The organism is Nocardia tengchongensis (genome assembly GCF_054781395.1).
On record NZ_BAAGUM010000010.1, the window covers coordinates 1 to 23,690 of the forward strand.

Here is a 23,690-nt window from a genome sequence, read left to right on the forward strand (position 1 = left end):
CGTTCCTCGAGGTGAACACCCGCCTGCAGGTCGAGCACCCGGTCACCGAGGAGACCGCCGGAATCGACCTGGTGCGCCAGCAGTTCCGCATCGCCGAGGGCCACGAGCTGTCGATCAAGGAAGACCCGGCGCCGCGCGGCCACTCCTTCGAGTTCCGCATCAACGGTGAGGACGCCGGTCGCGGCTTCCTGCCGGCTCCCGGTCCGGTCGTCGTGTACCGCGAGCCCGCGGGCCCCGGCGTGCGCGTCGATTCCGGTGTGGTCGAGGGCTCGGTCATCGGTGGCCAGTTCGACTCCATGCTCGCCAAGCTGATCGTCACCGGTGAGAACCGTGAGCAGGCGCTGCAGCGCGCCGCCCGCGCGCTCGCCGAGTTCGAGATCGAGGGCCTGGCCACGGTCATCCCGTTCCACCGCCACATCGTCGAGAACCCGGCGTTCATGGGTGACGGCACCAAGTTCGACGTCTACACCAAGTGGATCGAGAACGAGTGGGACAACACCATCGAGCCGTACGCCGGCGCTGTCGCCATCGAGGATGACGAAGAGGCGCCGCGCCAGAAGGTGGTCGTCGAGGTCGGCGGCCGTCGCCTCGAGGTGTCGCTGCCCGGTCAGTTCTCCGTTGGCGCCGCTGCCGGTTCCAACGGCGCGGGTGTCGTCCGCAAGAAGCCCAAGGCGCGCAAGCGCGGTGGCGCGGGCGCGGGCGCTGCCTCCGGTGACGCCGTGACCGCCCCGATGCAGGGCACCGTGGTCAAGGTGGCCGTCGAAGAGGGTCAGTCCGTCGAGGCGGGCGACCTGGTCGTGGTGCTCGAGGCCATGAAGATGGAGAACCCGGTCACCGCTCACAAGGCCGGCGTCATCACCGGTCTCGCGGTGGAGGCCGGTGCGGCCATCACCCAGGGCACCGTGCTCGCCGAGATCAAGTAACACAAGACAATTCGCCAGTGGCCGCCCACCTGCAGGTGGGCGGCCACTCGCGCTAATGTCATGGCATGGCTGAACCACCGGAGATCCGTATCGGCACCGTCGAGCGCGAGGACGCGATGAAGCGGCTGTCGGACCATTTCGCGGCGGGGCGGCTCAGCGTGGCGGAGTTCGACGAGCGCAGCGGGATCGTGGCCGCGGCCCTGACCCGCGGCGACCTGGAGCAGGTGTTCACCGATCTGCCGGAACCGGTGTCGGAGAAGCCCGTTCCGGCGGAGCGGCGGTCGTTGCTCGGCTCGATCCCGCCCGAACGGATCATGCCGGTGGTTCCGATCATCGCGCTGATCCTGTTCCTCGTCACCCATCAGTGGCTGTTCTTCCTGCTGATCCCGCTGGCGGGCGCGGTGCTGTTCGGCGGCCAGGGACGGGAACGCCGCAGGCGGGCCGAGCGCCGGGATCGCCGGCGGCGACCGGCCCGCGGACAGGAGGACTGATGGAACCCATCGAGATCAACGCGGGCAACTGGTACCTGCGTGCCCTGCGCGCCGACGAGCGCATCGACGACCGGCCCGCCCTGGCCGACGGCGGCATCACCGAACCCGATTACGTGGACCGCCGCACCGCGCAGTGGGCCGACGAAACCCATTTCTCCTGGGCGGTCTGCGTCCCCACCACCGCGGAACTGGTCGCCGAGATCGGCGTGCGCCCCAACACCGACGGCACCGCGACCGTGACCGGCTGGGCCCGAACGGGATACGACTCCGCCCTCGAGGACGGCCTGGTGTCGGTCCGCCGGTTCACCGCCGGGGCCCTGGGTCTGGAACCCGTCGACGCCTGATTCCCGGCTCCGCGCGCCGCACCGCTTTCCGGTCCGGACAACGGATCAGTTCCCCAAAAGGCTTATCCACCTGGGCTTATGCCGTTCATCAGCGGAAAATCGGTCGTGCCGAACCCCTGTCGTGCGTCACTCTGGAATCGCATCCGGAACCGACGACCAGGGGAGGCGTTATGTGGAACTGGAGCAGACACCAGGCCGATCGGGCCGTGGCGGCCTCGTTCACCGCGTGGCGGCACCGCGACCCGGAGCCGACCGTGACCGATCCCGAATTCGACGAGGAGGGCGGTGACCAGGCGGGGAACACCGCCGTCGCCGGGTATGCGGATACGCCGGACGGCGCGTGCACGGACATCTCCGAGGACACGCTGGCCGGCTTGTTCGATGCGCTCTCGGCGATGCTGCAAGCCGGATTCGTCCAGGATGGGGTTTCTCGAATGCCACGGTGATTACTGATTTCGTGCCGGTCCGGGTAACTCGCCGGGTACGGCCGAAATCGGTTCGGCTCCTGACCTCCGGCACGGATGTGTAACTGTCGACGGCGCTCGGTCTGCCGCTGAAGCCCCGGAGAGGCGGGACAGGTAGCGTTCCGAGGCATGGAGAGGTTGCCGCTGGACGCCGCCGTGCTGGGCCGCAGTGTTGCCGAGTCGCCGGAGCTGAGATTCTTCTCGGCCATCGAGGTGGTCGAGTCGACCGGCTCGACCAACGCGGATCTGGTTGCGCGGGCCGCTGATTCGAGTGCCGATCGGCTGGTGCTGATCGCGGAGACGCAGGAGCGCGGGCGCGGCCGGCACGACCGGCAGTGGGTGAGCCCGGCGCGGGCGCAGCTCGCGATGTCGGTGCTGGTGCGGGTGCGCGGCATCGACCCGGCGGTGCTGGGCTGGCTGCCGCTGCTCACCGGGGTGGCGGTGGTGGACGCGGTGCGCGCCGAGACCGGTCTGAAGGCGGTCCTCAAGTGGCCCAATGACGTGCTGGTGGACGGTCGCAAGCTGGCCGGGATCCTGGCCGAGATCGCGGCCGTGGGCGCCGATCCCGCGGTGGTGGTCGGCGTCGGCCTGAACGTCTCGCTCACCGAGGCCGAACTGCCGGTCCCGCATGCCACCTCGCTGCTGCTGGCGGGCGCGCCCGGCACCGATCGCACCGCGCTGGTGCAGTCCGTGCTGCGGGAGTTCGCGCGCCGCTTCATCGCCTGGGAAGCCGCGGGCTGGGATATCACCGACCTGTCCGCCGCCTACCGGGAACGGTGCGCCACCCTCGGCGCGCAGGTCCGCGCGGAACTGCCGGGCGGTGAGGTGCTCACCGGAATCGCCACGGGTATCGACGAGAACGGCCGCCTGCTGATCGGCGACCGCGCCGTCTCGGCCGGTGACGTCACCCACCTGCGCGCAGAGTACTGACCGTAAAGCTATCCGCCGCAACCGGATTCGTCAGGGCCCGTGCTGACCGCGCGGCCCGCGGCTGTCGTTGTGGCCGCCGCTCGGCTTCTTGGGGTCGGGATTCAGCGGCCCCAGGTCGAGTTTCGGGATCTTGGACAGGTCGGGGAGGTTGGGGAGCGTCCAGGACGGGAGGGGCGGCGGGATCACCGGTGCGACCACGTTCGTCGGGTCGGGTTCCGGGGCGACCGGTGCGCTCGGCTCGGTCGGGGGCAGCGTCTCCGGAAGTTGCACCGGTTGTTCGGCCGTCGGCGGGATCGTCGTCGGCACAGGCGTTTTCGCGACATTCTCGGCGGGGACGCGGGTTCGGGCGGGGCCGGGTTCGGCGGCGTTACCGGTGATCCAGGCCGCACCCAGCGCGACCGTGATCGCGGCGGCCGCGAAACCGGCCGCCGTGATCCGGCGCCGCCGCGTCCACCGGGCCGGCGGGGGCGTCGTGTCCGGGACCGAATTCATCGGCAGCACAACGGTTCGCGTCTCGACCCCGGACGCGGATGCACCGCGCCGGGCGGCCGCGCGATCGGCGGCTCCCGCTGCGCTGGGGGCTGAGATGACCACTGTCACTTGGTCATCGGGTTGTGCGGTGGTGGACTTCGCGAGGGCGGCTACCGGTTCGGCAGCGGCCGCGACGGATTCGGCCAGGGCGGCGCGGGCGGCGGCGGCGAATTCACCCGCGGTGGCGTAGCGTTCGGCCGGCTGTTTGGCCAGGCCGCGGGCGATGACCCGGTCGAGGGCGGCGGGGACGGCCGGGGCCAGGCTGGACGGGGGTTCCGGCATGCGTTCCAGGTGCGCGCGCATCAGCTGCGCGGGATTGCGGACGCGGAAGGCGCGCTGGCCGGTGAGGCATTCGTAGAGCACGCAGGCCAGCGAGTAGACGTCGGAGCGGACGGAGATGGTGCCGTCGAACCGTTCGGGGGCCATGTAGGCGGGGGTGCCGACCAGCATGCCGGTCTGGGTGATGGCGGTCTGGCCGTCCTGGAACGCGGTGCCGAAGTCGATCAGGTACGCGATGTCGTCGGGGGCGACGATGATGTTCTGCGGTTTCACGTCCCGGTGCACCAGTCCGGCGGCGTGCGCCTCGTCGAGCGCGGAGGCGACCTGGGCGATGAGTTCGACGGCCGTGTCCGGCGTCATCGGCCCTTCCCATTCGAGCACGGCTTCGATATCGAGGCCGTCGACGAATTCGGACTCGATGAAGAGCCGGCCCTCCAGCTCGCCGTAAGTGTGCACGGCGACCACGTGCGGTCCGTGCAGCAGTGATGCGGCCCGCGCCTCGCGCTCGAATCGTTCCCGGTATTCGGGATCGGCGGTCAGCACGGGCGCCAGCACCTTGAGCGCGACGGTTCGGTCCGTCACGGTGTCATGGGCACGCCACACTTCCGCCGACCCGCCGCTGCCGAGCAGTTCGTCGAGGCGGTATCGGCCCAGATAGCCATCCCCCAACGGAGTTCCTCTCGTCACACTGGGGGATTACCATAGCGAACCGAATTTATTTCACCCGCGCACCACGCACTTTTGGGTCAGACCGATTGCAGTTCGCCGCGGGCGGCCTGGCGCGCGAGCAGGCGGTCGCGCTGCTCTTCGAACTTGGTGGCGTCGCGGCCCAGCTTCTCCAGGTGGGCGGCCAGCTCTTCGCGGGCCTGTTCGCCGCGCGGACCGAAGTCGTTGCGTTCGAAGATGTTCCAGTTCTTGATCACCGGCGCGACCACTTCTTCCAGGTGCTGGCGCGGGTCGTAGATGCCGTGCTTGGCCATCATGACGCCGTTGCGCCGGAAGTTGGGCATGCCGGAGCCGGGCATGACGAAGTTGACGAGCACCTTGGTGATGGCGTCCACGGCCTGGTCGGGCACCAGGTCCAGGGCCGAGCCGCACAGGGTGCGGTAGAAGATCATGTGCAGGTTCTCGTCGGCGGCGATGCGTTGCAGCATGCGGTCGGCGATCGGGTCGTCGCAGACGCGGCCGGTGTTCCGGTGCGACACGCGGGTGGCCAGTTCCTGGAAGGTCACGTAGGCGACGTTCTCCAGGAATCCGCCCCACTCGTCGGGGGACTGCGCGCCGTTGGTCATGTGGATCATGCGGGCCTGTTCGAGAGCGACCGGATCCACGCCGCGGGTGACGACGAGGTAGTCGCGCATGACGATGCCGTGGCGGTTCTCCTCGGCGGTCCAGCGGCCGACCCAGGTGCCCCAGGCGCCGTCCTGGGAGAAGTTCTCCGCGATCTCCCGGTGGTAGGAGGGCAGGTTGTCCTCGGTGAGCAGGTTGGTGATCATCGCGACCTTGGCGACCTCGGACAGCTTCGACTGCGATGGATCCCAGTCCTCGCCGCCCATGGCGGCGAAGTTGCGGCCCTGGTCCCACGGCACGTAGTCGTGCGGGTGCCATTCCTTGGCCATTGAAAGATGCCGGTTCAGATTCGCCTCGGCAACGGGTTCGAGCTCGCGAAGTATCTGGTGTTGGGTCAGCTCTCGGGTCACGCACGCCTCCTGTGTCTTACATACCGGGTAAAGCCTGAAAGGTCCTGCTTTGAGGACTACCTCGTAGGTCTTGCGCGGTACAGCTCGGAAGTACGGCAAACACGTGCCGCCGATCCTACCGGCAACCGCACGATTGTGCCCCGGTCCGCAGACGCGCGTGAGGCATTCCGGCATCTGCACGCGATAGGGTTCGGGCATGGGTTATCCGGAGGAGGCATTGGCGCCCGAAGAGGTGCTGCTGCTACACCGCCATCCGCATTGGAAGATGTTGTTCTGGCCCGCTGTGACTTTCATCCTGATCACCGCATTTGCCGGATTCGGCGCGGGGGTCGCGGCGCGCAATACCGACGACGGTCTCCAGACCGGTTTGCTGCTCGGCATTCTGGCCTTGTGGCTGGGGATCGTGCTGTGGCGCAGCGTCGCTCCGCTGATTCGATGGAAGGCGACGCATTTCATCGTGACCGATCGGCGGGTGCTGATCCGGCAGGGCGTGCTCACCCACAGCGGTATCGACATTCCGATGAATCGGATCTCGAATGTGCAGTTCCGCCATGGCCTGTTCGATCGGATGCTGGGCACCGGCACGCTGATCATCGGGTCGGCGTCGGAGGATCCGCTGGAATACGACGACATTCCGCACGTGCAGCGGGTGCACACCTTGCTCTATCACCAGGTCTTCGATGTGGTGCAGAAGAATCCGAATGGCGGCGGCTTCTAGGGTTCCGCCGGTGCGTACCCGTAGTCTGATGCCGTGACCGCAGTACTGCTGGCCGAAGACGACGAGGCCATCGCCGCGCCGCTGTCGCGTGCGCTGGGCCGCGAGGGCTATTCGGTGACCGTGGAGAGCTATGGTCCCGCCGTGCTCGAGCGAGCTCTCGAGGGCGGTCACGACCTGCTCATCCTGGATCTCGGCCTACCCGGCATGGACGGTCTGGAGGTGTGCCGTCAGGTGCGGGCGCGCGGCGCCGAACTGGCGGTGCTGATGCTGACCGCGCGCACCGACGAGGTGGACTTCGTGGTCGGCCTGGACGCCGGCGCGGACGACTATGTGGGCAAGCCGTTCCGGCTGGCCGAACTGCTGGCCCGGGTGCGGGCGCTGTTGCGCCGCAGCGGAATCGGGGACGAGGCGGTGGAGGTCGGCGGTATCCGGCTGGAGCCGGCCGCGCGCCGGGTGCTGGTGAACGGCGTCGAGGTGAACCTGGCCAACAAGGAGTACGAGCTGCTGAAGGTGCTCATCGACCGCGCCGGGCAGGTGGTCTCGCGCGAGACCATCCTGCGTGAGGTGTGGGGTGACGCCGATCTGCGCGGCTCCAAGACCTTGGACATGCACATGTCGTGGTTGCGTCGCAAGATCGGGGACGAGGGCGCGGTGGCGGAGCGGCGTATCGTGACCGTCCGCGGCGTAGGCTTCCGGTTCAATACCGACTAGCCGCTCGATCGTTCCTGGTTGTTGTGCTGTTCCGCGCGCGTGCTCTATTGCATCTTCGCTCACGCACTCTATTGCATCTTCGCTCACGCGAAACCCCCGAAGCCCCGGCGAAGCGAGGCATCTCGACGATGAGACGCAGGATCCTGCTGTCCATGGTGGCCGCGCTGACTCTCACCACCCTGGTTCTCGGTGTGCCGCTGGCGTTCACGGCCTGGAAGTGGGTCGAGGACATCAGCCGCAACGAGCTGCGCAACCGGCTCAACGGCATCTCCGAAGAGGTGATGCGCCAGGAGCGCGACGGCATGATCTACGGCGAGCTCGACACCAAGGCCGTGCGGCTGCTGATTCCGGCCAACGGGAAGCTGACCATCATCTATCCGACGCCGTCGGACAAGAACGCGCAGATCGACATCGGCGCGAACACCGTCGAGGATCCGCTGGCCGAGTCCTGGTCGATGGGCACCAACGGCTCCTTGCGCCTCGAAATCCCCTCGGCCCCCATGCATTCCATGCAGCGGCAGGCGTTGGGAGCGGTGCTGGGCCTGGTGTTGATCTCGCTGGGCGCGGGGATCGCGGTGGCGGTGGTGACCGCGCGGCGGGTGGCCGATCCGCTGCGCGACGTGGCGGCCCGCGCGGCCCGGCTGGCCATGGGTGATTTCCGCGCCGATCCGCGCCGCCACGGCATCACCGAACTGGATCGCGTCTCCGACGTGCTGGATTCGGCCACAGTGGAAATCGCGGGCCGCCTGCAGCGCGAGCACGCGCTGGTCGCCGATGTCTCGCATCAGCTGCGCAGTCGCCTCACCGCGGTGCGGCTGCGCCTCGACGAGCTGTCCGCGCACGCCGATCCGGCCGTGGTGCACGAGGCGGAAGAGGCCATGGCGCAGGTCGATCGGCTCACCGACGCCATCGACGAACTGGTCCGCGCCTCCCGCGACGAGGGCGCGGCCGAACGCGATCCGCTGCCCGTGGTGGCCGAATTGCGCAGTGTCGTAGCGGAATGGCGGCATCCCTTCGCCGAGGCCGGGCGCAAACTGGTGCTGCTCGGTGACCCGACGCTGAAGGCCCCGGTGACCGGTTCGCGGCTGCGGGAGGCGCTGGCCGTACTGGTCGACAATGCCCTCATGCACGGCGGCGGCACCTGCACGGTGTCGGTCCGCACGGTGGCCGGGCGGATGGACGACAGTGAGCCGCTGGTGGTGGTGGAGGTCGCCGACGAGGGCGACGGTGTGCGAGATGAGCTGGCGCCGCACATCTTCGATCGCGGCTTCTCGGCGGCGGGCTCGACCGGGGTGGGCTTGGCCCTGGCCCGCGCGCTGATCGAGGCCGACGGCGGCCGCCTGGAATTGCAGCGTCGCCGGCCTGCCCTGTTCGCGGTGTTCCTCGGCTCGTCGGGGGTGGCGTCGCGGCCGATCGCGGTGGGCACCGAGCCGCGCTGATCTTCTATCGGTTCTCTAACTCTTCGTTAGCGGCCGCTGAGAATTCGGTTCCTACGTTGGGTGCTGCCAACCGGAACCGACGAGCGATCGTCGACGAAGAAGCAGGAGACACCATGCCCACGTTCACCGTTCGCCGCACCGTGACCGCCGGAGTCGTCGGGGCCGCCGCCCTCACGGTGCTGGCGCTGCCCGCGACCGCGCATGCGGACACCCCGGATTCGATTGCCGGACCGGCGGATACGGGCAGCTCGGGACCGGCCCTGGCCACCCAGCCGGCGCTGCCCCTGGAGCCGGCGCTGCCCGCCCTGCCGGGCACCCCGGCCGAGCCGGGCATGGTGGTCATCAAGGACCGCGACGGCAATGTCATCGTGCGCCGGCTCGAGCCCGGTGAGCCGGTCGGCCCGGCGTGCAGCTGCCGGGTGGTCCGGTGGTGACGGTGCCGGGTGGTCACTCGCCCGCCGACACCATCGTGATCGATCCGATTCGCTGACGGGGTTCTCTCAGTTCGCGCCCGTATCGTCTGATCCCGTGACGGGTCCCCGGATTCTGATTGTCGACGACGACGCCAGGGTGCTGGCCTCCGTGGCGCGGGGGCTCCGGATGTCCGGTTTCGAGGTCGAGACCGCGGCGGACGGGGCCACCGCGCTGCGCCACATCACCACCGACGCCCCGCAGGCCGTGCTGCTGGACCTGAACATGCCGAATCTGGACGGGGTGGGCGTGGTGACGGCGTTGCGGGCGCTCGGCAACGACATCCCGATCTGCGTGCTGAGCGCCCGCGCCGAGGTCACCGACCGGATCGACGCGCTCGAGGCGGGCGCCGACGACTACCTGACCAAACCGTTCGATCTCGGTGAGCTGGTGGCCCGGCTGCGCGCCATGCTGCGCCGGGCCCCCGCCCCCGCGCATGTCGCCGACGATCGCATCGTGGTGGGCCCGCTGACCGTGCGGCCCGGCGCCCGCCGCGCGTCGATCGACGGCCGCCCGCTCGAACTGACCAAACGCGAATTCGACCTGCTCGCCGCGCTGGCCTCGGCTCCCGGGCAGGTCTTCACCCGCGCGCAACTGCTGGATCGCGTGTGGGGCTACGACTTCGAGACCCAGACCAAGGTGGTCGATGTGTTCGTTTCCTACCTGCGCCGCAAGATCGAGGACACCGGGTGCCCGCGCCTGATCCACACCGTTCGCGGTGTCGGATTCGTGCTGCGGATCGAGCCGTGATCCGGTTGCTTCCGCGGGGCCGGATCGCCCTGTCCCTGCGCGCCCGGGTCGCGCTGGCCAGTGCGGCGACGGCCGCGGTGGTGGTCGCCGCGATGTCGGTGCTGCTGTTCGTGTTCGCCCCGGCGGAGGCGTCCAACCAGGTGGGCCGGGTCGTGAGCGCGATCGCGCTGGCCCCGGCCGAGGTGGCGCACCCGGAACCCGGGGCTCCGGCGCAGCCGGTTCCCGGCACTCCGGTGCAGCCGCCGTCGGGGTTGCCCGCACTGCCCACGGGGCCGGGCGTGCTCATCACCAGGGTCGATCCGAATGTGGAGTACTCGCGCACGGTGGCCTTCAAAGGCGAGCCGGTGGCGTTGACCGTGCCGACCGAGGTCGCGTCGGATTCGGCCACCCGGCAACGCATCCGGATCGTGCTGATCGGTCTGGCCGGGGTGGCGCTGGCCGCCGTGCTGGGCTGGCTGGCCGCGCATCGCGCCGTGGTGCCGCTGCGGCGGCTGACCGCGGCGACGGCCGGGCTGGGTGAGGGTCTTTCGGTGCAGACGCCGCGTCATCCGGTGGCCAGTGAGACAACGGAATTGGCGCAGGCCATGAACACCATGCTGGGGCGGATCGCCACCGAGCGCCGCCACACCGACGAGGCGTTGGTCACGGCCCGGGATTTCGCCGCCACCGCCGCGCACGAGCTGCGCACCCCGCTGACCGCCATGCGCACCGATCTGCAGGTGCTGCGGTCGATGCCGCTGTCGGAGGCCGAGCGTGCCGAGATCCTGGACGACGTGCTCAGTGCGCAGAGTTCGGTCGAGGACACCCTGCACGCGCTGGAACGGCTGGCGGTGGGCGATTTGACCACCGAATCCGATTGGGCGGATCTGGATCTGGGGGAGGTGGTCGACCAGGTGGTGGATGATGCCCGGCGGCAGTATCCCGGGGTGACCATCGATGCGGACGGGGTCGAGCCGATTCGCCTGCGTGGCTTGGCCGCGGGCCTGCGTTCGGTGGTCGACAACGCCGTCACCAATGCGGTGCGGCACGGGGGAGCGGATCGCATCGAGATCGCGGCGCACCCGGCGGACGGTCACGCGGTGCTGACCATCGACGACAACGGGTGTGGCATCCCGGCCGCGGATCGCGAGCGGGTCTTCGAGCGTTTCTATCGGGCGAGCCCCACCGACGGCAGTGGTCTGGGTCTCGCGCTGGTTGTTCAGCAGGCCCGCTTACACGGCGGAACCGCGACAATTGGGGAAAGTCCGGCAGGTGGTGTCCGCCTGACCGTCACCCTCAGCTGTGGCCCAGCTGCTCCTCGTTCTCGTTGACGAGGTCTTCGAATTCGTCCTGGAGTTCCTTCATTTCGTCGGGGAACACCCACTTCTTCATGGCGTAGAAACGGAACGCCATTTGCAGCAGGTTGCCGATGATGAAGGCGCTGAAGAAGTCCGCGATGTTCTCGACGGTGAAACTCACATTGGGCTGGCGCAGGTCGAACACGTAGCTCGACACCCACAGCGGGAGCGCGGCCAGGCCGACACCGATACCGCTGACCAGGAAGAACAGCAGCGCTTCGTGGTGCTTCTCGCGGCCACCGCGCTTGTCGAAGGTCCATTCCCGGTTGAGGATGTAGGACACGATGACCGCGATGGTGCCCGACATGATGCGGGCCACCGTCGGCTTGGTGTCCATGATCGTCCATTTCAGGACGTAGAAGATTCCTAGATCGATGACGAACGTGGTCGCACCGACAATCGCGAACTTGAGGAGTTCGTAATGGCGGTCCGCGAGGGCCCGCAGGGGTGCGGGCAGGCGATTGACCACTTCATCGACAAATGACACGGTGCGAGTCTACGTCTCTCGCCTGGGCTGTGTCGGGCCGGTACAAATTGGGGCAACGGCCGCTCACACGACTCGCCGATGCCTGTCACGCGACCCACGGGTCAGCCGCCGGTGGGTGTCATGACAACATAGTGCAGCGTGAGCGCCCGTTCCTTCGATTCCTCCGCGATGCCCACCGTCACCATGATCGGCGGCGGCCAGCTCGCGCGCATGACCCACCAGGCGGCCATCGCGCTGGGCCAGCGGCTGCGCGTGCTCGCCGAACGCCCGGACGACCCGGCCGCGCAGGTGACACCGGACGTGGTGCTCGGCAGCCACGGCGATCTGTCCGCGCTGCGCAAGGCCGCGGTCGGCTCGCACGCGCTGACCTTCGACCACGAGCACGTGCCCACCGAGCACCTCGAGGCGCTGATCGCCGAGGGCGTGAACGTGCAGCCGCGCCCGCAGGCGCTGATCTTCGCCCAGGACAAGCTGCGGATGCGCCGCAAGCTGGCGGAGCTGGACGTGCCGATCCCGGCCTACGCCGAGGTGACCTCGGTCGCCGACGCGGTCGCCTTCGCCGATGAGCACGGCTGGCCGTTCGTGCTGAAGGCGGTGCGCGGCGGGTACGACGGCCGCGGCGTCTGGATGCCGGCCGATGCGGCCGAGGCCGCCCCGATCATCGAAGACCAGCTGGCGCACGGCGTCTCGCTGATGGCCGAGGCCAAGGTGGACCTGAAGCGGGAGCTGTCGGCCATGGTGGCCCGCTCCCCGTTCGGTCAGGCCGCCGCCTGGCCCGTGGTCGAGACCGTGCAGCGCAACGGCCAGTGCGCGGTCGTCATCGCGCCCGCCCAGGACCTGCCCGCCGCCAAGGCCACCGAGGCCGAGGCCCTGGCCCTGCGCCTGGCCGCCGAACTCGGCGTCACCGGCGCGATGGCCGTGGAACTGTTCGAGACCCATTCCGGCGACCTGCTGGTCAACGAATTGGCCATGCGCCCGCACAACTCCGGCCACTGGGGCATGGACGGCGCCTGCACCGGTCAGTTCGAGCAGCACCTGCGCGCGGTCCTGGACTACCCGCTGGGCAGCACCAAGCCGCTGGCCCCGGTCACCGTCATGGCCAATATCCTGGGCGCCCCCGAGGCCCCGGCGATGTCCATGGACGAACGCCTGCACCACCTCGCGGCCCGGATCCCCGAGGCCAAGGTGCATCTCTACGGCAAGGGCGAACGCGCCGACCGCAAGATCGGCCACATCAACATCCTCGGTGACGACGTCGCCGGGACCCGGGAGAAAGCCGAGCGCGCGGCGCACTGGATGTCGCACGCGATCTGGACCGACGGATGGGACCACCACCATGACTGACACCGCCCAGGTTGGCCTCATCATGGGGTCGGACTCCGACTGGCCGACCATGGAAGCCGCCGCGGAAGCCTTGGCCGAGTTCGGCATCCGCTTCGAGGTGGGCGTGGTGTCCGCGCACCGCACCCCGCAGCGCATGCTCGACTACGCCAAGACTGCCGCGGATCGCGGCATCAAGGTGATCATCGCGGGTGCCGGCGGCGCGGCCCACCTGCCCGGCATGGTCGCCTCGGCCACCCCGCTGCCGGTGATCGGCGTGCCGGTGCCGCTGAAGTATCTCGACGGCATGGACTCGCTGCTGTCGATCGTGCAGATGCCGGCCGGCGTCCCGGTCGCGACGGTCTCCATCGGCGGCGCCCGCAACGCGGGCCTGCTGGCGGCGCGCATTCTGGCCACCGCCGACCCCGAATTGCGTTCGCGCATGGAGCGTTTCCAGGCGAACCTGGAGACCCTGGTCCTGGAGAAGGACGAAGCGCTGCGCACCAAACTCCTGGGCTGAGACTCTTCGGTCCGCGGTTCCGAGCGACCTCCGCGGCGCGCCCTGATCGATGCGGTCACGGGCTCGCCTCGGAGGTCGCTACCGTTGGCGGATGCCAACTGACCAGCCCGCGCGGTCGCGCGCCGACGCGGATTCGACCGAACGCCGATTGACCGTGGTGGATCAGGCGTTGCGGTTGTTCGCCGAAAAGGGTTACGAGGCAACGACGGTCGACGAGATCGCGGAGGCGGCGGGGATTTCGCGGCGCACCTTCTTCCGGCAGTTCCGGTCGAAGGAGGATGTGGTCTTCGCCGATCACGAGTCGCAGTTGGCGCAGGCGCGGGCGTTCCTGGAGGCGGCGCAGGGCGATCCGTGGGATGCCGTGTGCGAGGCCGTGGCCGAGGTGTTCGAGCGGTTCACGCAGTGGCGGGAGATCGCGGCGCGGCGCTACGGGGTGGTGCGGCAGGTGCCGACCTTGCGGGAGCGCGAGATCGTGACCGTGTTCCGCTACGAGCGGCTGTTCACCGACTATCTGCGCCGAACCGTGCCCGGGACTTCGGATTTGGCGCTGGTGCAGTTCACGGCCGCGGTGACGGCGACCCACAACTATCTGCTGCGCCGCATGGTGCGCGGCGAGTCGGCGGCGAGTGCGGCGGATCTGCGCGCGGCGCTGGCCGCGATTCCGCGTGCGGGCGCCGGGCGGGCGGATGCGGCGGGGTCGGATCAGATGGTGGTTGCGGTGTTCCCGCGTGATCTTCCGGCCCGGCAGGTCGCGGACCTGCTGGCGCGTCGCCTCGCCGGTCCTGATAGAGATAAGCTATGAGTTGGCCACAGTGGCCTAAATGACACTGCGTGCCACAGATTTGTGAGGAAATACCCGCACGTGGTCGCGATATCGCGACGTATACTCGGATTCAACTGGCACTGAGTGCCGCACAAGTTGGCGATGCTGGGCAACCAGCGGCGATCCCCCGATGACCAGGAGACAACCCCATGGCGGGCAACCCCGATTTCAACCTGTTCCAGCTCGAGGACTTCCACAACGAGCTGCGCGAGGCCATCCGCGGCCTGTGTGAGAAGGAGATCGCCCCTTACGCGAAGGACGTGGACGGCAACGCCCGCTTCCCCGAGGAGGCGCTGACCGCGCTCAACGCGGCCGGCTTCAACGCCGTGCACGTGCCGGAGGCCTACGGCGGCCAGGGCGCCGACTCGGTCGCCACCTGCATCGTGATCGAGGAAGTGGCCCGCGTCTGCGGTTCCTCCTCGCTGATCCCGGCCGTGAACAAGCTGGGCACCATGGGCCTGATCCTGAACGGTTCCGAGGAGCTCAAGACCAAGGTGCTCGCCGACATCGTCGCGGGCAAGATGGCCTCCTACGCGCTGTCCGAGCGTGAGGCCGGCTCCGATGCCGCCTCCATGCGCACCCGCGCCAAGGCCGACGGCGACGACTGGATCATCAACGGCTCCAAGTGCTGGATCACCAACGGCGGCAAGTCCGACTGGTACACCGTCATGGCCGTCACCGACGCCGAGAAGGGCGCCAACGGCATCTCCTCGTTCATGGTCCACAAGGACGACGAGGGCTTCGTGGTCGGCCCGCTCGAGCACAAGCTGGGCATCAAGGGTTCCCCGACCGCCGAGCTGTACTTCGAGAACTGCAAGGTTCCCGGCGACCGCATGGTCGGCGAGCCGGGCACCGGTTTCAAGACCGCCCTGCAGACCCTGGACCACACCCGCCCGACCATCGGCGCGCAGGCCGTCGGCCTGGCGCAGGGCGCGCTGGACGCCGCGATCGCCTACACCAAGGACCGCAAGCAGTTCGGCAAGGCCATCGCCGATTTCCAGAACACCCAGTTCATGCTCGCCGACATGGCGATGAAGGTCGAGGCCGCCCGCCTCATGGTCTACACCTCGGCCGCCCGCGCCGAGCGCGGTGAGAAGAACCTCGGTTTCATCTCCGCGGCCGCCAAGTGCTTCGCCTCCGATGTGGCCATGGAGGTCACCACCAACGCCGTGCAGCTGTTCGGTGGCGCCGGCTACACCACCGACTTCCCGGTGGAGCGGATGATGCGCGACGCCAAGATCACCCAGATCTACGAGGGCACCAACCAGATCCAGCGTCTGGTCATGTCCCGCCAGATCCTGCGCTGATCCCCTTCCCGGCAGCGCGATAGACCCCGGAGGCGGTCCCGAGTTTCGTCTCGAGGCCGCCTCCGGCCGCTTCGGTCCAGGGTTGGGCTGGACCGAAGCCTCTCGCCTACTGGCCCGAGGACAGGGTGGGGAGCAGGGCGTTGAGCAGGGTGCTGAGCAGGCTGCCGGAGGGCGACAGGGTGGAGCTGCCGGTGCCGGTGGTGGGCATGCAGGTGGTGCCGCTGGGGGCGGTCTGGACCACGGTGACCGAGATCGGGCCCATGGCGGTCGCGGCGACGTGGGCCTCGGTGACGAAGAGGTTCCAGGTGCCGGTGGCGGTGCCCGAAGCGGGGATGGACTGCGACGGGGTCCACTGGAAGGTGACGTCCTGGCCGGAGACCGAGGCCACCGAGGCGGACCACCAGGTGACATTGGTGCTGGTGTTGGTGGCCTGCAGGACGAAGTTGTTGTCGCCGTACTGGGTCGCCATGGCCGCGGCGTCGGCGGCGGGCAGGGTGACCGTGTAGGTGGTGTCGGCGCAGTACGCCGTCGAGGTGGTGATGGCCGGCTGGGCGGAGGCGGCGGGCGCCAGCGCGAGGGTCATGGCGGCGAGGCCCGCGGCGCCGGCGATTCCGGCGGTCGAGCGAGCGAGGACCGACTTCTTCATAAGGATTGTGTCTCCCGAGTTGTCGAAAACCCCTGTGTCGAGGGGGCTCCGGGACACTAACCCGCTTCCTGAAACGTAAATGCTTCACAGAGCATGGAATGTGCTGTGAATCGGTGTGGACGAACCCACCGGTTGCCCGGGGGACGCGCGGGTGGGCGGCGCGGCGAAAAGTGTTGGATTGCCGGATGATTGCTCTTGGTATGGGTTCGGCGTCGATGTGCGGCGGGACGGTTCGCCGGGGGTTCTCCTGCCGGCTCCCTCAGGTAAAGCACGGGTTCGAGGGCTGTTCGGGCGGGGGTGCTGGGGGCACTATGGAGCCATGTCCGGAGTCGAAATCAACGACACCTTCGTGCGGCGGACCCTCGCCGACGGGCGGGTGGAAGAGGTCGCGTGGACGGAACTGGCCGAGGTGCGGATCATTACGGCAGCGGACGGGCCGTTCGCCGGGGATGTGTTCTTCGTATTGATCGGGGCGACCGGCAAGGGCTGTGTGGTGCCGTACTCGGCCGCCGACACCGCGTTCCTGGCCAAGCTGCAGTCACTGCCGGGATTCGACGAGGCCAAGGTGGGGGAGGCGATGGTGGGCAGCGCCGACCGGCATTTCCGGGTCTGGCAGCGCCCGCACCATCGCGCGAACTAGCGAATCAGGCCACCAGATCGGCGTATTCGGGGTGCTCGCCGATGTACTTCTCCACATACCAGCAGGTGGGGATGATCGAGAAGCCTTCGGCGCGGGCGTCGTTCAACGCGTACTGCACCACCTGCGCGGCCACGCCGCGGCCCCGGAACTCGGGAAAGGTCATGGTGTGCTGGATGTCGCGGACCTTGGCGTCGCCGTCGACGCGCTCCGCGTAGTCGGCGTAGCCCGCGAGAGTGCCGTCCAGGTAGATCTCGTAGCGGGTCGCGTCGGCATTGTGTTCCAGCTTGGTGCTCATGACCTGTGTGAACTCCCTTGTGATGCGGATTGTTCCGGCGGCGCGGTCAGAGGACGGCGCCGGGATTCAGTATTCCGTCCGGATCCAGCGCGTCCTTGATCCGGCGAGTGAGCGCCATCACATCGGGTCCGAGCTGGCCGGGTAGCCACGCCTTCTTCAGGCGGCCGACACCGTGTTCGCCGGTGATTGTCCCGCCGAGGCTGATGGCCAGTTCCATGATCTCGCCGAACGCGAGGTGGGCGCGCTCGGACTCCTCGGGGTCGGCCGGGTCGTGCACGATCAGCGGGTGGGTGTTGCCGTCGCCCGCGTGCGCGATGACGGAGATCAATACCTTCCGGTTCTCGGCGATCTCGGCGATCCCGGTGACCAGATCCCCGAGCCGGGGCAGCGGCACCCCGACGTCCTCGAGCAGCAGCGGCCCCTTGCGTTCCACGGCCGGGATGGCGAATCGCCGTGCCGCGCAGAAGGCTTCCCCCTCCTCCTGATCGTCGGTCCGGAAAGCCTCTGTCGCCCCGGCCTTCTCGCAGGCCGCCAGCATGATGTCGGCTTCGTGCCCGGCATGCTCGCCGGGGGCGTCGGAGCGCGCCACCAGCAGGCCGGCCGCCTGCCGATCCAGACCCATGCGCAGTTCGTCCTCGACGGCGTTGATCGCCACCGAGTCCATGAATTCCAGCATGGAGGGTCGCAGGCGGCCGGTGATGGCGAGGATCGCGTCGGTGGTCGCGGTCAGCGTCGGGAAGCTCGCCACCACGGTGGACTGCGGCGGCTGCGCGGGCAGCAGTCGCAGCGTCAGTTCGGTGATGATCCCCAGCGTGCCCTCGCTGCCGACGAACAGTTTGGTCAGTGACAGTCCCGCCGAATCCTTGAGCCGCGGCCCGCCCAGTCGCACCGTGCTCCCGTCGGCCAGCACCACTTCCATGCCGAGCACGTAGTCGGTGGTGACCCCGTACTTCACGCAGCACAGCCCGCCGGCGTTGGTGGCCGCGTTGCCGCCGATGGTGCAGATCTCGAAGGAGGAGGGATCGGGTGGATACCACAGCCCGTGTGCGGCGACGGCCCGTTTCACCTCCGCGTTCAACAGTCCGGGTTGCACCACGGCGGTCCGGGTCACGGTGTCGACGCTGATCTCGCGCATCTTCTCGGTGCTGAGCAGCAGCGCCCCGTCCTGCGCGGTGGCCCCGCCGGAGAGTCCGGTTCCGGCGCCGCGCGGCACGATCGGCACCCGATGCGCGGCCGCCCAGCGCACGGTCGCCGCGACCTGGTCGGTGGTCAGCGGCCGCACCAGCGCGAGCGCGGTCCCGGCGTCCGGATCGAGGGCCCGATCCTGCCGATATCCGCCCAGCACATCCGGATCGGTCACCACCATGCCCGCGGGCAGCAGTCCGCGCAGCGCATCGAGATCGATGTTCACAGTCCGAAACCTACGCGGTCGTGCGGACGCCGGGGCGGAACCGGACATACCCGGGCAGTACACTGCCGCCGTGTCCGATGCCAAGCTCGAAATCCAAATGCTGCACGACCGCGTGATGGTCAAACTCAGCCCCGAGGCGGGCGAGCGGCGCAGCAGTGGCGGCATCCTGATTCCCGCCACCGCCCAGGTCGCCAAGCGCCTGTCGTGGGGTGAGGTGTGCGGCGTCGGGTCCCACGTCCGCGCGGTGAGCGTCGGCGATCAGGTGTTGTTCAGCGCCGATGACCAGTTCGAGGTGGAGATTCAGGCGCAGGCGTATTACGTACTGCGCGAACGTGATCTGCACGCCGTCGCCAACACCCACCCCGAACACGGCACCGGCCTTTATCTCTGATCAGACGGTCTTGATGATGCCGCCGTCGATGACGTAGTCGGCGCCGTTGATGATGGCGGCCCGCTCGGAGGCCAGGAAGGTGATCAGCGCGGCCACCTCCGTCGCTTCGGCGATGCGGCCGGCGGCGATGTCGAATTGTCCTGGTAGGGCCGCGAGGAACTGTTCCTGCGGAATTCCGTTGGCCGCTGCGAGCTTCGCGCCGATGTGATCGGGACCCCGCCAGATGTCGGTGCCGACCGGTCCCGGGGACACGGTGTTCACCCGCACGCCCTGGGGGCCGTATTGCTCGCTGAGCCGCTTGCCGAACGCGGAGAGCGCGGCCTTGGCCTCGCTGTAGCCCGACGGCCCGGCCGCGGGCAGCCGGGAGTTGATCGAGGAGACCGTGATGATCGCGCCGCGTCGCTCGATGAGGCTGGGCAGGGCCGCGCGGGTCGTGGTGACGACGCCGAACAGGTTGAGGTCGAACAGCTTCCGCCACTGGTCGTCGGAGATGTCGAGGAAGTTGCCCAGATTGAATTTGTCCGCGTCGCCGCCACCCACATTGTTGACGAGGATGTCGATCCCGCCGAGCTCGGCCAGGGCGGCCTCGACCGCGGCCAGCGCGCCCGCGCTGGTGCTGAGGTCCGCTGAAACCGTCTTCGCCGCAACCTTTTCGAGCTCCGGGGTGATGGTCCGGGCGACGCCGACGACCCGCACGCCCTCGTCGGCGAGGGCTTCGGTGACGGCGAGCCCGATGCCACGGCTCGCGCCGGTGACGAGTGCGGTCTTGCCGTTCAGTCCGAGATCCATGATCCGTACCTTTCTTGAACTGTGGGTCAAAAACTAGGGTAAAAGAATGGGCCGCAGGTCGCGGCCCGTGGAACTAGAGGGTGGACAGGGCGGTGTCGATGATCCGGTACAGCGTCTCCGCGTCCGAGACCTTCGTGGTGATGCGCAGTCCGCCAACGGTATTCATCAGGAACTCGCCGCAGGCCCGGGCGTCGACGTCGGCGCGGACATCGCCGTCGCGTTGCCCTTGCTGGATGCGTGCCGTGAAGGCCTCGATCATGTGCTCGACCGCCACGGTCACGGCGGTGGTCGCCGCCGGATCGTGCCCGCCGAGTTCCATGGCGGTATTGGCCACCAGGCATCCGCGCCGCACCGGCCGCTCCAGATCGCTGTCCACGACGTGTCGCATCCAGGCCCTCAGTCGTTCCTTGGTGGTGCCGGGCTGGGACAGGACCTCGTTGGCCAGGTCCGTTCCCATCCGGTCGTAGCGGGTCATGCACAGATCGAACAGTTCCCGCTTGCTCCCGAAGGCGTTGTAGAGACTGCCTTTCGCGACCCCGGTCGCCTCGGCGAGGTGCGAGGGTGAGGTATTGGCGTACCCATGGGTCCAGAACGCGTCCATGGCGCGGTCCACCACGGTGTCCGCGTCGAAGTTGCGTGGCCTGCCCATGGGATCGACCCTAAGCGTTTTGAACCTCTGGGTCAATAACTGTTTCGGGGTAGCCTCGCGCGATGAAACGGAGGCTGTACATCACCGGAGCGCTCACGCTGGTGGTGCTGGTCCTGACCTCGGTCGGGCTGTACGCGCTGATGAATTCGCGCACCTACCAGGTGGCGGGCCGCCTGGTGTCCCGCGTCGACACCACCGACAAGCTCGTCGCCCTCACCCTCGATGACGGCCCCACCGACCGCACCCCGGCGATCCTGAAAGCCCTTGCCGACGCGGCCGTCCCGGCCACCTTCTATCTCATCGGCAGCGAACTGGCCGCCCACCCCGACCAGGGCCGCGCCATCGCCGAGTCCGGCAACGAGATCGGCAACCACACCTACCACCATCAACGCATGGTCTTCGTGACCCCGGGCTTCGTCCGCGACGAGGTCGAGCGCACCGACGCCGAGATCGCGAAAACCGGCTACCGCGGCCCGATCACCTTCCGCCCGCCCAACGGCAAGAAGCTCTTCGCCCTCCCGTGGTACCTCTCCCGCCACGACCGCACCACCGTCACCTGGGACGTGGAGCCGGACTCCGGAAAGACCCCCACCACCGACCGGATCGTCACCGAGACCCTCGCGAAGGTCCATCCGGGCTCGATCATCCTGCTGCATACCATGTATCCGACCGGCGACCCGTCCCTCGCCGCGATCCTCCTGATCGCGAAGGCCCTCCAGGCCCAGGGCTACCGCTTCGTCACCGTCTCCCAGCTGCTCTCTCGCTGACGCGTCAATCCCCCAGAATTAGTGAAATTTATTCGTTTCACAACATCGGTCCGGTGTCTAGCGTTGCGGGGATGAGTTCGAAACGATTGGCCCGCACGGGGCTCGGTGTCCTGACCGCTGTCGCGGCCCTCGCTCTCACCCAGGGGGCGGGCCCCGCTGTCGCCGATATCACCGCGACCACTGTGACGCAGCCGCACGGTGAGGAGGTCCCGGTCCCCATCTCGGAAATCAATATCGCTACCACGGATGCGAATCCGGTGTGGGTCACGCTCAACGGCACTGTGCTGACCGGCGGGCCCATCACGCCGAAGGGACCTTACGTGACCGCGGCGGGAGTCACCTTCTACAGCGTCGTTATCGCGCTCGACTGCGTCAACACGCCGCTCCATGTCGTCGCCGCGCAGAAGAACGCGGCCGGGGCGATCACCAGCCAGATGTCGGCCGATTACACCCCCGCTCCCGCGTCGGGGAGCGCGGCGCTGAACAACTTGACGACCGGCAGCGGAAACGGCGCTGCCCAGGCCGACCAGGGCTGTCACATCCGGTACGTGCTCTGAAAATCTTGTGAATTGCTGAAGGAGCTTGAATGAGTCCGAAATCATTGGTGTGCAAGGGTATCGGCGTTGTGGCCGCTGCGGCGGCGATCGTGTCCGCGGTGGGGGCCGGGCCCGCTACTGCCGATATCATCTCGACCGCCGTGACGTGCCCGAGCGGTGAAATGATCGGCCCGTGCAATGAGACGCAGATTGTAGTCGACACCACGGATGCGAATCCGGTATGGATCACGCTCAACGGCACCGAACTCCCGGGGAGTCCGTTCACTCCGGTGGCTTTCACGCAGACTTCGGGTGCCATTATTCATACCACCCAGGTGCTGCTGGATTGCATCCGCACGCCACTCCATGTCGTTGCCGTGCAAAAGAACTCGGCTGGCGTGATCACCAGCCAGATGTCGGCCGATTACACCCCCGCGCCCACCTCGACAGGGAGCGCGCTGAATAACCTGCTGACCGGCAGTGGAAACCAAACCACCACATCCCCCGATGCGGCCTGCAACATCATACGGCATACATAATCCGCTGAAACATGAATGGCCCGTGTCCCTTTCGGGGCACGGGCCATTCATTCGGCAGCTGGTTACAGCGCCTTCAGTTCCTCGGTGACCGCACCGACGGACTTCTTGGCGTCGCCGAACAGCATGGAGGTGTGGTCGGCGTAGAACAGCGGGTTGTCGATGCCGGCGAAGCCGGAGTTCATCGAGCGCTTGAGCACGATGACCGACTTGGCCTGGTCGACGTTGAGCACCGGCATGCCGTAGATCGGGGACGTGGAGTCCTCGCGGGCGGCCGGGTTGGTGACGTCGTTGGCGCCGATGACCAGGGCGACATCGGTGCGGCTGAATTCGCCGTTGATGTCGTCCATTTCCTTCATGGCGTCGTAGGACACCTCGGCCTCGGCCAGCAGCACGTTCATGTGGCCGGGCATACGACCGGCGACCGGGTGGATGGCGTACTTGACCTCGACGCCCTTGGCCTCGAGCAGGGCCGCCATCTCCTTGACCGCGTGCTGGGCCTGGGCCACGGCCATGCCGTAACCCGGGACCACGATGACCTGGTTGGCGTAGGCCATCTGGATCGCGGCATCGGCCGCGGAGGTGGCCTTGGCCTGCTTCTGCTCGCCGCTGCCGGACGCGCCGGGAGCGGTGCCGCCGCCACCGAATCCACCCGCGACGATGGCGGGGATGGACCGGTTCATGGCCTTGGCCATCAGGTTGGTCAGGATGGTGCCGGACGCGCCGACGATCATGCCCGCCACGATCATGGCGGTGTTGTTCAGCGCCAGACCCGCGGCCGCGGCCGACAGACCGGTGAGGGCGTTGAGCAGCGAGATGACGACCGGCATGTCCGCGCCACCGATGGGCAGTACGACCATCAGGCCGAGGATGCCGGCCAGCACCAGCAGAGCGATCATCCAGTACTGCGGCACACCGTCATTGGTGGCGCCGATGCCGATGACCACGGCCGCGGCGATGGCGCCCGCGAGCAGCAGCAGGTTCAGCGGCTGCTGCAGGCGGCCGACGGTGATCGGGCGGCCGGACAGCAGTTCCTGCAGCTTCGCGAAGGCGATGCAGGAGCCCCAGAACGAGACCGAGCCGATGATGGCCGCGAACAGCGAGGCGATCACGATGTGCACCGACGGCTGCTCGTGCACCTGGGAGAAGCCCTTGGTGTCGAGGAACTCGGCCCACGCGATGAGCGCGACGGTGCCACCGCCGACGCCGTTGAACGCGGCCACCAGCTGCGGCATCGCGGTCATCTTGGTGAACTTGGCGGGCGGCACGCCCAGGCCGATACCGACGACCAGACCGGCGACGATCAGGATCCAGTTGTTGGTGTGGCGGATGGCGATGAGGGTCGCGATGACCGCGATGCCCATGCCGACCGCGGCGATCCAGTTGCCGCGCACCGCGGTCTTGGGGCCGGTGAGGCCCATCAGACCGTAGATGAACAGCGCGAACGCGGCGATGTAGAGAACGTTGACCAGATTGTCCATGGGG

29 protein-coding genes are annotated in these 23,690 nt (G+C 68.2%); 20 read left to right on the forward strand and 9 right to left on the reverse strand.

From position 1 onward, the window contains the following. The 5 genes from ACYVKL_RS24050 to ACYVKL_RS24070 all read left to right on the forward strand — a co-directional run. Positions 1 to 923 (forward strand): biotin/lipoyl-containing protein (locus tag ACYVKL_RS24050; protein ID WP_460772885.1); only part of this gene is annotated, 923 nt, incomplete at its 5' end. A 65-nt stretch (positions 924 to 988) separates the two neighbouring features. Then, on the forward strand, positions 989 to 1,414 hold the full coding sequence (locus tag ACYVKL_RS24055; protein ID WP_379173956.1) for a DUF1707 SHOCT-like domain-containing protein: 426 nt from the start codon (positions 989 to 991) through the stop codon (positions 1,412 to 1,414). Then, positions 1,414 to 1,758 (forward strand): hypothetical protein, encoded by a 345-nt coding sequence (locus tag ACYVKL_RS24060; protein ID WP_213557822.1) that lies wholly within the window; start codon positions 1,414 to 1,416, stop codon positions 1,756 to 1,758. The genes ACYVKL_RS24055 and ACYVKL_RS24060 overlap by 1 nt, the downstream gene beginning before the upstream one ends. 254 nt (positions 1,759 to 2,012) lie before the next feature. Beyond that, on the forward strand, positions 2,013 to 2,204 hold the full coding sequence (locus ACYVKL_RS24065; protein ID WP_379173955.1) for a hypothetical protein: 192 nt from the start codon (positions 2,013 to 2,015) through the stop codon (positions 2,202 to 2,204). A 147-nt stretch (positions 2,205 to 2,351) separates the two neighbouring features. After that, positions 2,352 to 3,152: a biotin--[acetyl-CoA-carboxylase] ligase gene (locus ACYVKL_RS24070; RefSeq protein ID WP_379173953.1), complete on the forward strand. Its 801-nt coding sequence runs from the start codon at positions 2,352 to 2,354 to the stop codon at positions 3,150 to 3,152. A gap of 30 nt (positions 3,153 to 3,182) precedes the next feature. Here the strand turns inward: ACYVKL_RS24070 and ACYVKL_RS24075 are convergent, their stop codons facing one another. Both ACYVKL_RS24075 and ACYVKL_RS24080 read right to left on the reverse strand, forming a co-directional pair. Next, entirely contained in the window at positions 3,183 to 4,631 is a 1,449-nt protein-coding gene (locus ACYVKL_RS24075) for a serine/threonine-protein kinase (RefSeq protein ID WP_379173952.1), read from the reverse strand. Positions 4,632 to 4,708: 77 nt separating this feature from the next. Then, a complete protein-coding gene (locus tag ACYVKL_RS24080; protein WP_379173951.1) occupies positions 4,709 to 5,662 on the reverse strand; it encodes an acyl-ACP desaturase in 954 nt (317 codons plus the stop codon). A 196-nt stretch (positions 5,663 to 5,858) separates the two neighbouring features. Between ACYVKL_RS24080 and ACYVKL_RS24085 the strand changes: the two genes are divergently transcribed. The 6 genes from ACYVKL_RS24085 to ACYVKL_RS24110 all read left to right on the forward strand — a co-directional run bounded on the left by ACYVKL_RS24085 (position 5,859) and on the right by ACYVKL_RS24110 (position 11,061). Further along, entirely contained in the window at positions 5,859 to 6,380 is a 522-nt protein-coding gene (locus tag ACYVKL_RS24085; protein WP_213557817.1) for a PH domain-containing protein, read from the forward strand. A gap of 33 nt (positions 6,381 to 6,413) precedes the next feature. Beyond that, a complete protein-coding gene (locus ACYVKL_RS24090) occupies positions 6,414 to 7,091 on the forward strand; it encodes a response regulator transcription factor (RefSeq protein ID WP_213557816.1) in 678 nt (225 codons plus the stop codon). A 128-nt stretch (positions 7,092 to 7,219) separates the two neighbouring features. Continuing rightward, positions 7,220 to 8,530, forward strand: a complete 1,311-nt coding sequence (locus ACYVKL_RS24095) for a sensor histidine kinase (protein WP_379173950.1) — start codon at positions 7,220 to 7,222, stop codon at positions 8,528 to 8,530. Between the two features lie 113 nt (positions 8,531 to 8,643). After that, entirely contained in the window at positions 8,644 to 8,964 is a 321-nt protein-coding gene (locus ACYVKL_RS24100) for a hypothetical protein (RefSeq protein ID WP_379173949.1), read from the forward strand. Positions 8,965 to 9,058: 94 nt separating this feature from the next. Then, positions 9,059 to 9,751, forward strand: a complete 693-nt coding sequence (locus ACYVKL_RS24105; protein ID WP_379173948.1) for a response regulator transcription factor — start codon at positions 9,059 to 9,061, stop codon at positions 9,749 to 9,751. Then, complete coding sequence (locus ACYVKL_RS24110; RefSeq protein WP_379173947.1) at positions 9,748 to 11,061, forward strand: sensor histidine kinase; 1,314 nt, start codon at positions 9,748 to 9,750, stop codon at positions 11,059 to 11,061. Before ACYVKL_RS24105 ends, ACYVKL_RS24110 begins: the two co-directional genes overlap by 4 nt. On the opposite strand, the gene ACYVKL_RS24115 is transcribed toward ACYVKL_RS24110, so the two are convergent. Then, positions 11,027 to 11,575: a GtrA family protein gene (locus tag ACYVKL_RS24115; RefSeq protein ID WP_357203139.1), complete on the reverse strand. Its 549-nt coding sequence runs from the start codon at positions 11,573 to 11,575 to the stop codon at positions 11,027 to 11,029. The genes ACYVKL_RS24110 and ACYVKL_RS24115 overlap by 35 nt on opposite strands. 138 nt (positions 11,576 to 11,713) lie before the next feature. Between ACYVKL_RS24115 and ACYVKL_RS24120 the strand changes: the two genes are divergently transcribed. From ACYVKL_RS24120 to ACYVKL_RS24135, 4 genes are all read left to right on the forward strand, one after another. Continuing rightward, positions 11,714 to 12,919 (forward strand): 5-(carboxyamino)imidazole ribonucleotide synthase, encoded by a 1,206-nt coding sequence (locus ACYVKL_RS24120; RefSeq protein WP_379173946.1) that lies wholly within the window; start codon positions 11,714 to 11,716, stop codon positions 12,917 to 12,919. Continuing rightward, positions 12,912 to 13,415: a 5-(carboxyamino)imidazole ribonucleotide mutase gene (purE, locus tag ACYVKL_RS24125; RefSeq protein ID WP_213557810.1), complete on the forward strand. Its 504-nt coding sequence runs from the start codon at positions 12,912 to 12,914 to the stop codon at positions 13,413 to 13,415. The genes ACYVKL_RS24120 and purE overlap by 8 nt, the downstream gene beginning before the upstream one ends. A 91-nt stretch (positions 13,416 to 13,506) precedes the next feature. Next, entirely contained in the window at positions 13,507 to 14,217 is a 711-nt protein-coding gene (locus ACYVKL_RS24130; protein WP_379173945.1) for a TetR family transcriptional regulator, read from the forward strand. A gap of 170 nt (positions 14,218 to 14,387) precedes the next feature. Next, positions 14,388 to 15,545 (forward strand): acyl-CoA dehydrogenase, encoded by a 1,158-nt coding sequence (locus ACYVKL_RS24135; protein ID WP_213557808.1) that lies wholly within the window; start codon positions 14,388 to 14,390, stop codon positions 15,543 to 15,545. A 106-nt stretch (positions 15,546 to 15,651) separates the two neighbouring features. On the opposite strand, the gene ACYVKL_RS24140 is transcribed toward ACYVKL_RS24135, so the two are convergent. Then, positions 15,652 to 16,191: a hypothetical protein gene (locus ACYVKL_RS24140; protein WP_379173943.1), complete on the reverse strand. Its 540-nt coding sequence runs from the start codon at positions 16,189 to 16,191 to the stop codon at positions 15,652 to 15,654. A 319-nt stretch (positions 16,192 to 16,510) separates the two neighbouring features. Between ACYVKL_RS24140 and ACYVKL_RS24145 the strand changes: the two genes are divergently transcribed. Next, positions 16,511 to 16,831, forward strand: a complete 321-nt coding sequence (locus ACYVKL_RS24145; RefSeq protein ID WP_357203125.1) for a hypothetical protein — start codon at positions 16,511 to 16,513, stop codon at positions 16,829 to 16,831. Positions 16,832 to 16,835: 4 nt separating this feature from the next. Here the strand turns inward: ACYVKL_RS24145 and ACYVKL_RS24150 are convergent, their stop codons facing one another. Next, positions 16,836 to 17,126: a GNAT family N-acetyltransferase gene (locus ACYVKL_RS24150; protein ID WP_357203122.1), complete on the reverse strand. Its 291-nt coding sequence runs from the start codon at positions 17,124 to 17,126 to the stop codon at positions 16,836 to 16,838. Positions 17,127 to 17,172: 46 nt separating this feature from the next. Then, complete coding sequence (locus ACYVKL_RS24155) at positions 17,173 to 18,492, reverse strand: FAD-binding oxidoreductase (protein WP_379173961.1); 1,320 nt, start codon at positions 18,490 to 18,492, stop codon at positions 17,173 to 17,175. Positions 18,493 to 18,607: 115 nt separating this feature from the next. Between ACYVKL_RS24155 and ACYVKL_RS24160 the strand changes: the two genes are divergently transcribed. After that, complete coding sequence (locus ACYVKL_RS24160; RefSeq protein ID WP_033085091.1) at positions 18,608 to 18,928, forward strand: GroES family chaperonin; 321 nt, start codon at positions 18,608 to 18,610, stop codon at positions 18,926 to 18,928. On the opposite strand, the gene ACYVKL_RS24165 is transcribed toward ACYVKL_RS24160, so the two are convergent. Continuing rightward, on the reverse strand, positions 18,929 to 19,717 hold the full coding sequence (locus ACYVKL_RS24165; protein ID WP_379173942.1) for an SDR family oxidoreductase: 789 nt from the start codon (positions 19,715 to 19,717) through the stop codon (positions 18,929 to 18,931). It abuts the gene before it with no gap. 73 nt (positions 19,718 to 19,790) lie between these two features. Beyond that, entirely contained in the window at positions 19,791 to 20,366 is a 576-nt protein-coding gene (locus ACYVKL_RS24170; protein ID WP_379173941.1) for a TetR/AcrR family transcriptional regulator, read from the reverse strand. A gap of 62 nt (positions 20,367 to 20,428) precedes the next feature. Between ACYVKL_RS24170 and ACYVKL_RS24175 the strand changes: the two genes are divergently transcribed. The 3 genes from ACYVKL_RS24175 (at position 20,429) to ACYVKL_RS24185 (ending at position 22,208) form a co-directional block, all read left to right on the forward strand. Next, positions 20,429 to 21,133, forward strand: coding sequence for a polysaccharide deacetylase family protein (locus ACYVKL_RS24175; RefSeq protein WP_379173940.1), 705 nt, complete (start codon positions 20,429 to 20,431; stop codon positions 21,131 to 21,133). 71 nt (positions 21,134 to 21,204) lie between these two features. Then, positions 21,205 to 21,690 (forward strand): hypothetical protein, encoded by a 486-nt coding sequence (locus tag ACYVKL_RS24180; protein WP_379173939.1) that lies wholly within the window; start codon positions 21,205 to 21,207, stop codon positions 21,688 to 21,690. 29 nt (positions 21,691 to 21,719) lie between these two features. Continuing rightward, a complete protein-coding gene (locus tag ACYVKL_RS24185; protein ID WP_379173938.1) occupies positions 21,720 to 22,208 on the forward strand; it encodes a hypothetical protein in 489 nt (162 codons plus the stop codon). A 62-nt stretch (positions 22,209 to 22,270) separates the two neighbouring features. Here the strand turns inward: ACYVKL_RS24185 and ACYVKL_RS24190 are convergent, their stop codons facing one another. Next, positions 22,271 to 23,686 (reverse strand): NAD(P)(+) transhydrogenase (Re/Si-specific) subunit beta, encoded by a 1,416-nt coding sequence (locus ACYVKL_RS24190; protein ID WP_379173937.1) that lies wholly within the window; start codon positions 23,684 to 23,686, stop codon positions 22,271 to 22,273. Positions 23,687 to 23,690 lie beyond the last annotated feature (4 nt).

Coding starts and splice junctions, on each gene's coding strand:
- ACYVKL_RS24055 (WP_379173956.1), top strand. CDS start 989: ATGGCTGAACCACCGGAGATCCGTATCGGCACCGTCGAGCGCGAGGAC.
- ACYVKL_RS24060 (WP_213557822.1), top strand. CDS start 1,414: ATGGAACCCATCGAGATCAACGCGGGCAACTGGTACCTGCGTGCCCTG.
- ACYVKL_RS24070 (WP_379173953.1), top strand. CDS start 2,352: ATGGAGAGGTTGCCGCTGGACGCCGCCGTGCTGGGCCGCAGTGTTGCC.
- ACYVKL_RS24085 (WP_213557817.1), top strand. CDS start 5,859: ATGGGTTATCCGGAGGAGGCATTGGCGCCCGAAGAGGTGCTGCTGCTA.
- ACYVKL_RS24095 (WP_379173950.1), top strand. CDS start 7,220: ATGAGACGCAGGATCCTGCTGTCCATGGTGGCCGCGCTGACTCTCACC.
- ACYVKL_RS24100 (WP_379173949.1), top strand. CDS start 8,644: ATGCCCACGTTCACCGTTCGCCGCACCGTGACCGCCGGAGTCGTCGGG.
- purE (WP_213557810.1), top strand. CDS start 12,912: ATGACTGACACCGCCCAGGTTGGCCTCATCATGGGGTCGGACTCCGAC.
- ACYVKL_RS24130 (WP_379173945.1), top strand. CDS start 13,507: ATGCCAACTGACCAGCCCGCGCGGTCGCGCGCCGACGCGGATTCGACC.
- ACYVKL_RS24135 (WP_213557808.1), top strand. CDS start 14,388: ATGGCGGGCAACCCCGATTTCAACCTGTTCCAGCTCGAGGACTTCCAC.
- ACYVKL_RS24140 (WP_379173943.1), bottom strand. CDS start 16,191: ATGAAGAAGTCGGTCCTCGCTCGCTCGACCGCCGGAATCGCCGGCGCC.
- ACYVKL_RS24145 (WP_357203125.1), top strand. CDS start 16,511: ATGTCCGGAGTCGAAATCAACGACACCTTCGTGCGGCGGACCCTCGCC.
- ACYVKL_RS24150 (WP_357203122.1), bottom strand. CDS start 17,126: ATGAGCACCAAGCTGGAACACAATGCCGACGCGACCCGCTACGAGATC.
- ACYVKL_RS24155 (WP_379173961.1), bottom strand. CDS start 18,492: ATGGTGGTGACCGATCCGGATGTGCTGGGCGGATATCGGCAGGATCGG.
- ACYVKL_RS24165 (WP_379173942.1), bottom strand. CDS start 19,717: ATGGATCTCGGACTGAACGGCAAGACCGCACTCGTCACCGGCGCGAGC.
- ACYVKL_RS24170 (WP_379173941.1), bottom strand. CDS start 20,366: ATGGGCAGGCCACGCAACTTCGACGCGGACACCGTGGTGGACCGCGCC.
- ACYVKL_RS24175 (WP_379173940.1), top strand. CDS start 20,429: ATGAAACGGAGGCTGTACATCACCGGAGCGCTCACGCTGGTGGTGCTG.
- ACYVKL_RS24180 (WP_379173939.1), top strand. CDS start 21,205: ATGAGTTCGAAACGATTGGCCCGCACGGGGCTCGGTGTCCTGACCGCT.
- ACYVKL_RS24185 (WP_379173938.1), top strand. CDS start 21,720: ATGAGTCCGAAATCATTGGTGTGCAAGGGTATCGGCGTTGTGGCCGCT.
- ACYVKL_RS24190 (WP_379173937.1), bottom strand. CDS start 23,686: ATGGACAATCTGGTCAACGTTCTCTACATCGCCGCGTTCGCGCTGTTC.